Here is a 12,362-nt window from a genome sequence, read left to right on the forward strand (position 1 = left end):
TTTTGCATAAATCTATTACCGTAACGCTCGCCAATCGTGACTGAAAGCGTATCTACTTAGACATAGCCGTCTCTGTCTGACGCTTTATCTCTGTATAAATACGTAGTTTTCCGTACTTGTCCTATCAATACTTACATAGTTATTAGAGCCAATGTAAAGATATCATACCTCTCAATCTCAGAGAATGCGAGACTTCCCAATAAAAATTTAATCCCGTCTAGGAAATTTTTTACTCAGCTACAGATAAATGACTGCAGGCTATAAATAGCTAACGGCTCAAGTTATGATAATACCGACGACTAGCTATTAGTAAACAGCTCCGAGCTATCTGTAGCAGGCATTTAGTACAACCGCAGAAAAATGTCGTCCGGGATGGGATTAGTTGAAATAAGCTCAACAGGTAAAAATAGAAATAGGGGGTCTGGCATTGCAGATATGAGAGTTGAGACTGGGGCAAGTCCTTGGTGGTAGCAAAGTTTTACGCGACAATAAAATTCGTGGCATATAGCTAGCATAGAACACAAATCAGCCAGCGGCAAAAACCGCTGGCTGATTTCTCTATTGGATTTTAGGAGTTCGGAGTTTTGAGCGGTGAATGTTAAGTTAAAGAGTTTCTAAGTCACTCGTGGCTAAGGGTTCTTAGAGTCGCGAAGCAAGCTCAAAAATCCCAACTATTTTGGCTCAATACGCTGTAGCAACTCCTTATATTTTCTGGTTTCTGCTAGGGCTGGATTGATGCCAAACCAGCGACCTTCTTGATCGCGGTATTCAAAGACAAACATACTTCGCAACAAGATTTGAGACTCTTCTTCGCCATTTACACTTTGTCGGTTGACGACTTGAAACAGCAATTCCCATTCCATGTCATTGATGGCTCCCAAAAGGTCATCGCGATATTCTTGAATGACGCTTTCGAGACATTCGCGAGAGAAGGGAGGGTCTTCGTGCTGCAAACAGCTATACAAAAGCATCAGTAGATTGCGAACGTGACCGCCGCTAATCCGGCAAAGCCGGTCTAAAGTTTCGGGAGAGTCAAAGACTTGGGAAATCAAATCGATGCGTTGATGGGGAGCAACTGCGGGGAAAGCTCTAGCTAATACTAGCTGCCGCAGCAGTGCCATTCCTTCCTTGTGGTCGTCGCCCGATCGCATTTGCACTGGTACCATCGGCATCACCTTGGGCTTGACTCCAAATCGACTGGCGAGGCGGCCGAAGTCGTTGGAAAAAATCAAAGTCAGGGGAATCGTGTAGACGACATGGCAATTGAGTTTTTTTAACTGTTCGCCGCGGTCTAAAAACAGGTATTCTGGTTGGGTGCGCCCGCTGGGTTTGAGGGAGGCGTCGAGGCGGTCAAGGTTGTCAACGATGACTGCGAGTCCTTTTTTCCCTTGGTGTTTGAGTTCGGCGTTAGCTCTGTTGAGGAGTTCTTCGTTGATGGACTGCAAGATGCTGTTGGTGCGGGGTTCGAGATATTGCCTGAGTTGCGATCGGAGTTTGGGAGAGTCTTTAGTTTTAGCAGTAACTCTAGCAATGCCTACAGATAACTCGGCTTCCGCTGACAAATCTATGGGAGTCTGCAAAAATTCTGCCACTTCTGCAAACAGATTTGTAAAATAGCTCGGTCTGAGTTTGATTTTAGCTAATTCCATAGTTTCGCTAACTTGGCGCGCAATGCTCAGCAAAATATCGCTGATATCTACATCACCCATGTCTAAGTCTTGGGAAGACTCGAAGTAGACGACGCAAAAACCCTCTTGCTCTAGCTCAGCTTTCAGTCGAAACAATTCCGTAGATTTGCCACACCCGATATGTCCTGTAAATAACTGACAGGTTGGCTCGTTGGGGGAGATGCGGGTAATGGTTCGCTGTAAAGATTCAATGATTTTGCCGCCGCGCACGGAACCAAAATCTATGTAGTATTGATAATCTCCTGGGTCTCCCGCAACAAGGGTTTTGCTCGGGTTGCAGGCTTTATAGAATCTGTCTAATTCGAGTGGGATCACAATTGAAGCCGAATAAAAGTTAAACAAGCTAATCGAAAGTCTAAACTTTCTTTGCTTGAGTTTAGTTGGATTTGTAACCTTTTGCCCTGTGGGGTAAGGCCCTAAATACCCAAAGAACCTTTGTTTGCTAAGCGGCTTTCCCGGCGCTGGAATTGTTAATTATTAATTAATAACTTTTAATTACATAGGGAGATCAGTGATATTACTGATCTTGGCAGGAGTCAGGGTAAATTTGCGGGGATCTGGTTAAATGGTAGGGGAGAACGGGGCTGCAGGAGAGAGCTTAAAAAGTTTTGAATTTGTGCTAATCCTTAATTATTAAATTGTCAAGAGGTAGATGGCTAGTTTTGGAGCGGTTTCTCAAACAGAGTTAGGGCGCAGGCGCCAAGAGTTGCGGCGGCTTCGTCGCGGTCGAGTGGTGGCTGTGGTGTGGCAAATGTTGGCAGCGAGCTCAATGGCAGGGGGTTTGCTCTGGTGGATTGCGCAGCCGGCTTGGTTGATTGCCCGATCGGAACAAGTGAATGTGGAGGGCAATCAGTGGCTGTCGGACAAGGCGGTGCGGTCTTTGGTGCCGCTGTCTTACCCGCAGTCGCTGTGGGGGATTCAACCGCAGGCGCTTGCCCAAAAGCTGGAGTCAACGGGGCCGATCGCCAAAGCGAAGGTGACTCGTAACTTGTTTCCGCCGAGTTTGACTGTAGAAGTGGCAGAACGGCTGCCGGTGGCGGTAGCTCAGCCTACTGCGGTGTTGAGATCGAACAGCGACAAGGAAAAAGTGGGGTGGCTGGACGCTCGCGGAGGTTGGATGCCGTCGGAGAGCTATACTGCTGTGCGCTCGCAGAATAGTTCGATCGGGCCCGGCAGCGTTCAGGGAACGCAGCCTCAGCGTTCTTTGCCAACTTTAAAAGTCATCGGGCCTTTGGAACAGTATCGCGCCTCTTGGCCGCAGTTTTACCAAGGACTCAGCGGCTTGACGGTGAAAGTGTTTGAGATTAATTGGCAAGACCCGAACAACTTGATCTTGAAAACAGAGATCGGTACCGTACACTTAGGGCCGTACAGTTCCAGGACAGCAGAGCAACTTAAGGTTTTAGACCGAATGCGACAATTGCCAAAACAGCTAGATTCAAGCAAAATAGCCTACATTGACTTGAAAAATCCTGCTTCGCCGATCGTCCATTTACCAGAACTCCCCCCCAGTTTGGAGAGTTCCACTCCCGCACCCACTCGCGCCCAGAATTGATCCTCTGTCAACAGAAGGTAGAAGGGATCGATCGGACTGCAGAATTTTTCGCCATCAAGATCAATACGCAGGGCTTGAAATAAGGAGAGTTTTTTGATACCCCTCCGCGTCTGGAAAAAACAATCAGATTTTTCTTTCCATACCGATTGGGGAAGGGATACTAGCCCTTTTTTTTCCTTCTGCCTTGCTTACAAGTGCCTCCTGCACAAGCGCGTTGATGGGGTATGAGGGAGGTACGGGCTAGCGAGGCCGACCAAATCCGAGATTGGCTAACATTAAGCATCTACCAGTGTTAGTTTTTCGCGCAACTTAGCCTATAGTTGATTGTGAATTGGCGTTTAGTTAACAAGCTGTAATCTACTATCCCCGACTCTAATGAAGCTTAATAATAGACAGGGGTCTGATCAAGACAGTCCCCCTTCGGAAGAAGTAAAAAATTTTCCGGTGGCTGCAGATTCCGCCAATCCCTTTAGACGCAAGTCTGGTTATGTAAATGTAGATAGTATTGATATCGATCCTATGGTCAATCCCAAAGACATAATGCCCAGCAGTGCCGCCAAAATCAAAGTAATTGGCGTCGGCGGTGGTGGGGGCAACGCCGTTAACCGGATGATTGCTAGCGAGGTTTCTGGTGTCGAGTTTTGGTGCGTGAATACAGATTCCCAAGCTCTGGTTCTCTCAAATGCTCCGAAACGCTTGCAAGTCGGACAGAAGTTGACGCGCGGTTTGGGCGCCGGGGGCAATCCGGCGATCGGCCAAAAGGCTGCTGAGGAATCCCGCGACGAGGTTGCTAATGCTCTGAATCATGCGGATTTGGTATTTATCACCGCCGGCATGGGCGGCGGTACGGGCACGGGCGCGGCTCCGATCGTGGCTGAGGTGGCTAAGGAAATGGGCGCTTTGACTGTGGGCATAGTGACGCGGCCTTTTACGTTTGAGGGACGGCGGCGCACCAGCCAAGCTGAGGAAGGGATTGCGGCTTTGCAAACCCGGGTGGATACGCTGATCGTGATTCCTAACGACAAGCTGCTGTCTGTGATTTCGGAACAAATGCCGGTGCAAGAAGCTTTCCGAGTTGCTGACGATATCCTGCGCCAAGGGGTTCAGGGTATTTCTGACATTATTACTATTCCCGGTTTGGTGAATGTTGACTTTGCTGACGTGCGGGCAGTAATGGCGGATGCGGGTTCGGCTTTGATGGGCATCGGCGTGGGTTCTGGCAAGTCGCGGGCTAGGGAGGCTGCGATGCAGGCTATTTCTTCGCCTCTGCTGGAAGCTTCGTCTATTGAGGGCGCTAGAGGTGTGGTGTTTAACATCACTGGCGGTACTGACATGACGCTGCACGAGGTGAATGCGGCGGCTGAGACTATTTACGAGGTTGTCGATCCGAATGCCAATATTATTTTTGGAGCGGTGATTGACGAGCGGCTTCAGGGCGAAATTAAGATTACTGTGATCGCTACTGGTTTTTCGGGGGAAGTTCCGGCGCCTCCGACTCCGGGGCGGACGCAAAATGTTAATGCTCCTTGGCGAGCTGCAACTGTACCGGCGACTCCTGCTCAACAGACGCCCGATCCGAAAACGAAACCGCCGCAGGATTTGGGATTGGATATTCCTGAGTTTTTGCGCAACCGTCGCCCGCCGAGATGATTTTAGATTTTAGATTTTAGATTTTGGATTTTGGATTTTGGATTGAATCTCCAATCTCCAATCTCCAATCTAAAAAATCGAACATCTCCAATCTAGAAAAGCGAAAATCTCAAATCGAACATCTCCAATGGAAAATCTAAAATCTAAAATCTAAAATTTCTAGGGTTTGCCCTGGTTCGGGTTCGAGGAGTTGGGTGGAGAGTCCCGATTTTGCTAGTAAATCGCGAAATTCGGGGATGCTGCCGACCGATCGCACTAACATTGGTAAAATGCCTGTGGCTCGGATGTCTCCCGCCGCTGTCGGCACGAAAAACCTAGGCTTTACGGTTTGGGCAAGCTTCAGGGCTTCCGAAGGGCCGATAATGACTTGTCCGAGGAATGGGAAGATTTGACCGATGACTGGGGCGATGGCTACGTCTACTGTGTCTATTTTCTGTTTTACTTTGTCTAATGGCGGTAAGTGCGGTTCGTAGTAAAGTGTCTCGCCGCTGTTTAAGTCTTTGAGCAAGTAGCCGTTTTCTTCTTGTCCGGGCTGGACTTCGGCTCCGGGTACGGCGGTTATTTGTAACTTTTCTTGATAATTAAATTCTTGCCAATTTGCTAAAGATGTGATACTGGTGTAGCCTAAACTTCTGAGGACTTTGGCGGCGGTGGGTGAGGCGATCGCCGGAATTGTGCGATCGAGCTGTTCGAGTGTTGGTCTGTGGCAGTGGTCGTCTAATCCTTGGGAAATCAGGATGAGGTCGATCGGCGGTAAGCTGCTGGGAGTGAAGGCGACGGGGGTGTTGTGGTAGGCGGTGAACAGCCAAGGTTGAGCGTAAAATACGAGGGGATCGACCAGCCAGGGATCGACGAGGATGGTTTGGCCTGCGATGTGGAAGATCCAAGAGTTGAGGTCGATTCGGGTGAGTTTCACAGTTGTTTGCAATAATTCTTTACATTTGGTTTAATCATAGCTAATTTTGTTTGGGAATTTTAACCCCTTCGGAAGCACAGGCGGGACGCCCGTGCCACGATGAACCCAGATATTATTGGGATGTGTCTGTGTTTATCTGCGGTTGACAAAAGATGATTAAATCGAAGATTCCTGTGGCTTTGACTGTGGCGGGTTCGGATAGTGGCGGCGGGGCGGGAATTCAGGCGGATTTGCGGACTTTTGCGTTTCACTGCGTGCACGGTACGAGTGCTTTGACTTGCGTGACGGCTCAAAATACTTTGGGGGTGATGCGGGTGGATGCTTTGTCTGCGGAGGCTGTGGCGGCTCAAATTGAGGCGGTGGTTGGGGATATTGGGGTGGATGCTGTGAAGACTGGGATGCTGCTGAATCGGGAAATTATGGTGGCGGTGGCTTCACAGGTGGAAGCTTTGGGAATAGGGAATTTGGTTGTCGATCCGGTGATGGTTTCACGATCGGGCGCTCGATTGATTGACGAGGGGGCGATCGCATTTTTGCAGGATGTTTTGATTCCAATGGCTGCTGTCGTGACTCCGAATCGGTTTGAGGCGACTATTTTGAGCGGTTTGGAGGTTGATTCTGTTGACGATATGCGATCGGCGGCGCAGCAGATTTACCGTTTGGGTGCCAAAGCTGTTTTGGTGAAAGGCGGCGGGATGGCGGGAGATTTGCGGGGAATTGATGTTTGGTTTGATGGTACGCGGTTGGATGTGTTGAAGACTGAAAATGTTGATACTGGGAATACTCACGGGACTGGTTGTACTTTGAGTGCTGCGATCGCGGCTAATTTGGCTTTGGGGAAAGATTTGTTTACAGCCGTGACATTGGCTAAGGATTATGTTACTACTGCTCTCAAATATGCTTTGGATATTGGGGAAGGCCAAGGGCCAGTAGGTCATTTTTTCCCGCTTTTACTGAAGTAAATTGTGAAACCATCCCTTCTTTTCATTCCTTCCTTCGCGTCCTTTGCGTCTTCGCGGTTTGTTTAATTTCTTAATTTTTCAGGCGAAAGAGCGATCGCCACCAAGTCTTCGATTTTCTTAATATTCGGATCGCCGGCCAAATAACCAATCCCTCGGTGCAAGTGCAGGCGAAATTGTTTGGCTAGAGTTTCTTTTTCTGTGCCTAAATTGTCTTGGTGACACCGCTGTTTGAGGGCCATTATCAGGATATCGGCCATGTCGCCGCCGAAGACATCCCAGCTTAATTCGACGTTGCTGTCGCTGGGAATTGGTACTGGGGATGGGATGCTGGGTTCGGCGAGCGATCGGCAAAATCCCCACCTGCATAAAATATTCCACTGATCGATTTTTGTCGATCGTTTCAGTTTTGATAGTTGGTCTTTGCCTGTTTGCGATAGGCGGATGCGATCGAGTGGTGGTTCCATGAGTTTAAGATGGTTTGGTATATTGTAAAAAGTGTTAATATTGGGGAAGCAAAGCCTCTAGATAACGAGAAATAATTAACATTTTTTTACACGGCGCGACTTAATTAAATCGGTTTTTTTTGGTATTTTGATTGTAGTAGGATTTATCCTTAATAATGGGATGGTCGTAAAAATAAAATTTTCGCAACCATCCCATTATGCTATATATACTACCGCAACCCCAGGGCAAAGTCAAGGGGTTGCGGCTATTTTTTAGGGCGAATTTTTATTCCCAGAAGTAACCTTTTTCGACGGTGGTTTGGTGTTTGGCGGAGTCGTATTTGAGGAGGTAGCTGTGGGCGATCGCCTCTAATTCTTGGAGTTTTTCGTATTCTACTTTTCTAATTTCCGTGTCGGTAGAAAGCAGGATAACTTGGTGGCTGGCTGAGGGGAAATAGCGTTCGACTAGGTTGTTTCTGTGGGAAGAGTCGAGGCGGCCCAAGGGAGTGTCGATCGCCACTGGCAATTGTCTCCCCGATACTCTAGCCAATCCCCACAAAAAGGCGATCGCCAGCAATTGTTTTTCCCCGGCTGAAAGTCGGTGTTTGGGTACTGGTTTGCCTTCTGGATCGTAAATGGAGAGGCTAAATGTTTGAGTGTGGATCGCAACTCTGTGCACGAGGTCGGTTTTGTGCAACAGGTAGCGGAAACAGTCGGTAATTTCTATTTCGAGTTTGTTGAGTTTTTTGAGGGTGAGTTTTTCTTTAAAGAGTTTCAGGGTAGCTTGGGCTTTGGCGATCGAAGCGATGACGTGTTGGCTGTTTCTGATGGTGATGTATTCGCTGCTGTAGTTTTCTAGTTCTTTTTGGTTTTTGGCTAATTCTCTCTCTAATTCATCGACGCGGCGGTTGACTGATTCTAAGGCGGCGGCTGCGATAGCGACTGCTTTTTGGGCTTTCCTGACTTCTTCTTCTAGTTTTTCGTAGGCTTCGGGGGAAGCGGCGGCTGCGAGTTGTCTGTCTGTAAAGTCGATTTCTGCTTCGATGCTTTTGATTTCTTCTATTTGGTCGCGGGCTAGAAGTTGCTGGGCTTTGATTTGGTAGCTAAGGAGGTTTTCTAGTTGCTGGATGCTGTTGTTTTCGGCGTTCATCCAGGGCGGAACGTCTGTTCCTGCTTGCTGTTCGAGTTCTTGGTTTTCTTGGCGGATGAAGTCTTGAATTTTATCTAGCTGTTGGGGATTTAAGGCGATTTCCGCGATGTAGTTGAGGAGGCGATCGCTTCTTTGTTTGATAACATTTTGGGCAATCTTTGCTTGCTGCTGGCTGGCTTCTGTTTCTGCTTGAATTTTTGCTTCACTTAGCAAGGGCGAAATTAAGGCTAGTGGTAGCGTATTTGACGCCAATTCCATCATGGCTTGACGGCTTTTTTCTGCCTGATTTCTGTAGTCGTTTAGCTTGCTGTCTAGCTGACTGCGATCGGCGGCAATTTTCCCGCCTTCATAAATAAACTTTTCTGATGCTTGTTGCTGATTTTTTTGAGCTTTATCTAACTCGTTTTTAAAGCTGGCTTGTTCTTGCTTAGCTGAGTCTATTTCATCACTAATTTTTTTAAAAGTTTGTTCGATTTTCTCTAAAGCTGCCAAGTCTTTTTTGCCAGCAATTTCTTTCCGCTTGCGGCCGGCTAATATTTCTAAATCGACGGCGAGGCGTTCGGCTAATTCTAAACCTAAAAGAGATTTAATCGCCCCGACGACAAACTCTGGCGGTGTTTCGAGTTCGGCGAGTTCTTTTACTTGTTCGCCGTCAAACAAAAATAGGTTGGATATTCCGACGGGCAAAAGGGTTTCGATGTATTCGTCCCAGGTGTTAGTAATTGCTTTGTCCGACCACCAATCGCTGACAATCTCGCTGTATATGAGAATGCTCAAGGTGTCTTTGATGTCTAATTTTTTCCAGTATCTAACTATTTTGAATTGAGCTAATTTGTCGTCTTGGACTTGTTCAAATGTTAGTTCGACGCGGGTATCTTCTGATGGGGGAGTGTGGCGGTTGACGCATTGATTGAGAAAGTCGCTATAGCTTAAATTGCCTCTGGTGGAACATTGGGCGCGGCCACCGTAGAGGGCGAGGCGAATGGCGTCCATGAGGGTGGTTTTGCCGCCGCCATTCATGCCGCCAAATAAAATAACTGGGCAGGGATTCCCGTCTTTTTCGGGGCGGAGATTGATGGTTTGGGTGCCTGCATAGGGGCCGAAGTTTTGGAGGACGAGTTCGAGGAATTGCATTATAGATGTTGTCGGTGGTTGCTGATTTGTTTGGTAGGTACGTCAGCGATTGGGCTATCCATTATGTCGAAAATAATGATAGCTGACGCACCTTACGCAGGGGAAATTTTGATTGAACAGATTTAATCTTTGCTATTTTTATCTCCTACATCAGGAGTAGAAAATTTGATGTCGGCCCAAGATAGCTGTCTGCTTTCATTGCTGTTGCTTTCGAGTTCTTCTTTAAGTTTGGCAATATCAACGGTATCGTTTTTGGCGGAACTGTTGGTTTGGGCGATCGCATCTTTGAATTGCTGAATGTTTTCGGTCGGATTTGCTTTAATATCTTCCACCGCTTTTTTTAAATTGCGTTGATAGTGGGCGTTGCCAATCGCTTCTTCCTTCGATCGCGAACTGGTTTCAAAGCATTTGTCCAAATCGGCGTAAATGCCTGTACGGCGGGGTTTCGTGTAGTATTGGCGTTCTGTATCCAGGAGTTTTGCCATCAATTCGAGGTGCATTTTATCCTCGCTGCAAATCTCTTCGATCGCAGTCCATTCATCGCTACCGAGGAGTTTTCTTTCAGCGGCGGGACGGGAATCTTCAAAAGGTTCGCCCGTAACTTCTTCGTAAATCCGGGGTAAAGAGTCGTCGAATTCGTGCTTTTCTTCCAGCCAAATGCGGCGGATTTCGCTAAGTTCTTCAGGAGTAATTAAGGTGATATCGCGCATTTCTAGGGGGGCGGTTTTGCGGACGTGGGTTTGTGCTTCCAGGACTCGTCTCAGCCAGTGTTCTCGCCAGAATTTGGTGTAGGGCCCTGGGATGGGTTCGACGGAGGTTGTGTCGTCGCCCATGTTGCGTTCAAACAGTTCTACTCTACCGTAGATGCGGCGGAAGTCTCTTTTTGGGTGATCGTCTGGAATGTCTAATTCGTTGCGAATATCGAGTAGAGGCTGCATCCATTCTTTTTCCTCATCGTTTTGAATCATTGCCTCCATAGATTTATCTTGGCTTACCATTGTGCAAACCCAGCAGCCAAAGCGAGAATTTCCACAACTAGGGGTGGAAGTATCAACCACTAGAGGACATTCATTATCTGCTGTCGCACCTCGATACATAGTTAGCAAATCTTTGTTGTTATTTCCCCACGGATTATCCCACTGCATCAAGTAAAGCCACACTTCATCTGTTCGCCAGTCTTCAATGGGAAGGTAAATATAAGAGTTAGGGCGAGTGGGATTAGCATTAAGGCGTTCGCTTACCCGCCACTCCCTATGTTTAGCCATATTTGCGGCGCGTTTAGCACTTTCAGCCTTGCGAGTACCTAGAACAAGAATTACCTCGCCGCTAGTTCTAATTATTTCACGAATAAAAGAACCGGTTGGTTGTATTTTTAATCGTTCCGTACACCATCTAAATCGGTTTCTAGGTGCTGGGTATCCTTTACCTATTAAGCACGCCCAAAAGGTATCTTGAACGGCTGGATAAGTTAAATGAGTTTCTATTGGCATTCCCTGTTCTTGGGCTGCAACTTTCATCCGTTTTAGAGAATTATGTACTCCAGCAGCTACTATAGGGTTTTCTACCAGTGTATCATTTGTTAAAACATGAATTGTTTTGTGGCGTTTCTCAATTGGTAACTCTGCAATCGCATACCAGACAAGCTGTAAGACTGCCGAACTATCTTTGCCACCACTCCAACCGATTACAAGTGGGAGTTCATCTTGACAATAAAGTTCTTGAATTTCCTTTTTTAAAATTTCTATGTCTGCCATTAAATCGCCAATATTGCGGGGCGGAAATAGTGACATTTGTTGTAGATCATTCATTTTCTAGAACTCCGTTTTGATTTTAAAGTAAACACATTTTTGCGATGCCACTGAAGCGCATCTTTTCTCGGATAATATTGCTCGGAACTCGGCAAAAGAATAAGTTCGCCGTGAAACTCTTTCATTAATCTAGGGTGTGGTGAGTCCTCTTGTAAATCACTAGCAACTATAATCTGATAACGATCGTCAACAGCAAACCATCCTCGATCGAATGCCCAATGATGATTTTTACAGAGTGAGAGCCCATTATTTACTCTATTATCATAAAACTCTGAGAAGGGCTGGATATGTGCGCCATCTACAATACTTTGACTAAGTGAACGAGTAACTTTTAATCGACAAAAAGCACATCGGTAATCATACAAATGCACGATAGATTTACGAAAAACAGCCTCTCTAACCACAGATTTTTTTAAATACACCTTTGGTTGTCTATCTGTATTACCCGATTCAATAGTATCTAATTCAGCCAATGTTGAATCTTGAAAAGACTGGTTAATCTTTAAAATATCTTCAATTTGTTTATTGGTAGATGAAAACCAGACCGAGATCAGTACATCTATTAATTCTTTTCTGGCATTCCTATCTTGCAAAAGACTAAATAGTTCATCGTCAATTATTGCACTGTCAACAGCTTTTTTTAAGGTATTGATTGTTTGAGGTCGCCCTCCTTCATATTGTTCGCTAAATTTAAGATACCAAAATCTAGGTTCTTTGTTTTTTAAGTGATAAAACGGAAGAGGAAAAGAATCACCCTTTAAAGGATTAGAAGTCAGCGCCGACCAATTTTTGTTGAAGGTGTTAATTAATTCCTCGGAAATGGTAATGTGGTTCTCCTTGATGAAACCTTGTGCAATTAAATCAGTGACAGACAATAGCAGTATGGGCTGATTTAGAGCATCTCCGCGTTGTTGTGTACGGTTGACATTAAGATTTGCAAAACAATTGCGATAATAAGCTAAATTTTTATATTCTGACTCCTGCCCCGTACTCACTGCTCCCTCCTGCTATGATTAAATATAATCCAGTCTTAAATTTTACACGATTTTTCAAAAG

Annotated in this window: 9 protein-coding genes; 3 read left to right on the top strand and 6 right to left on the bottom strand. The window is 46.4% G+C overall.

The window, feature by feature from the left end; translation table 11 throughout:
• Positions 1-671: 671 nt before the first annotated feature.
• Positions 672-2,003 carry an ATP-binding protein gene (locus QUA20_RS18645; protein WP_333190572.1) on the bottom strand — a complete coding sequence of 444 codons (1,332 nt, stop codon included), beginning with the start codon at positions 2,001-2,003 and terminating at the stop codon, positions 672-674.
• Positions 2,004-2,340: 337 nt separating this feature from the next.
• Between QUA20_RS18645 and QUA20_RS18650 the strand changes: the two genes are divergently transcribed.
• Together QUA20_RS18650 and ftsZ are read left to right on the top strand one after the other, a co-directional pair.
• Complete coding sequence (locus QUA20_RS18650) at positions 2,341-3,243, top strand: FtsQ-type POTRA domain-containing protein (protein WP_333190573.1); 903 nt, start codon at positions 2,341-2,343, stop codon at positions 3,241-3,243.
• Positions 3,244-3,618: 375 nt separating this feature from the next.
• Positions 3,619-4,893, top strand: a complete 1,275-nt coding sequence (gene ftsZ, locus QUA20_RS18655) for a cell division protein FtsZ (protein WP_333190574.1) — start codon at positions 3,619-3,621, stop codon at positions 4,891-4,893.
• Between the two features lie 136 nt (positions 4,894-5,029).
• On the opposite strand, the gene QUA20_RS18660 is transcribed toward ftsZ, so the two are convergent.
• A complete protein-coding gene (locus tag QUA20_RS18660) occupies positions 5,030-5,809 on the bottom strand; it encodes an MBL fold metallo-hydrolase (RefSeq protein WP_333190575.1) in 780 nt (259 codons plus the stop codon).
• A gap of 152 nt (positions 5,810-5,961) precedes the next feature.
• On the opposite strand from QUA20_RS18660, the gene thiD reads away from it, so the two are divergent.
• Positions 5,962-6,771, top strand: a complete 810-nt coding sequence (gene thiD / locus QUA20_RS18665) for a bifunctional hydroxymethylpyrimidine kinase/phosphomethylpyrimidine kinase (protein ID WP_333190576.1) — start codon at positions 5,962-5,964, stop codon at positions 6,769-6,771.
• Between the two features lie 62 nt (positions 6,772-6,833).
• On the opposite strand, the gene dndE is transcribed toward thiD, so the two are convergent.
• The 4 genes from dndE to QUA20_RS18685 all read right to left on the bottom strand — a co-directional run bounded on the left by dndE (position 6,834) and on the right by QUA20_RS18685 (position 12,301).
• The gene (dndE, locus tag QUA20_RS18670) at positions 6,834-7,235 is read right to left on the bottom strand and encodes a DNA sulfur modification protein DndE (protein ID WP_006632969.1); all 402 of its coding nucleotides are present in this window, start codon (positions 7,233-7,235) and stop codon (positions 6,834-6,836) included.
• Between the two features lie 265 nt (positions 7,236-7,500).
• Positions 7,501-9,498, bottom strand: a complete 1,998-nt coding sequence (gene dndD, locus QUA20_RS18675; RefSeq protein WP_333190577.1) for a DNA sulfur modification protein DndD — start codon at positions 9,496-9,498, stop codon at positions 7,501-7,503.
• Positions 9,499-9,620: 122 nt separating this feature from the next.
• Entirely contained in the window at positions 9,621-11,306 is a 1,686-nt protein-coding gene (gene dndC / locus QUA20_RS18680; RefSeq protein WP_333190578.1) for a DNA phosphorothioation system sulfurtransferase DndC, read from the bottom strand.
• On the bottom strand, positions 11,303-12,301 hold the full coding sequence (locus QUA20_RS18685) for an HNH endonuclease (protein ID WP_333190579.1): 999 nt from the start codon (positions 12,299-12,301) through the stop codon (positions 11,303-11,305). Before QUA20_RS18685 ends, dndC begins: the two co-directional genes overlap by 4 nt.
• Positions 12,302-12,362: the final 61 nt, after the last annotated feature.

It is taken from the genome of Microcoleus sp. Pol7_A1 (assembly GCF_036701085.1).
Taxonomy (GTDB): domain Bacteria; phylum Cyanobacteriota; class Cyanobacteriia; order Cyanobacteriales; family Microcoleaceae; genus Microcoleus; species Microcoleus asticus.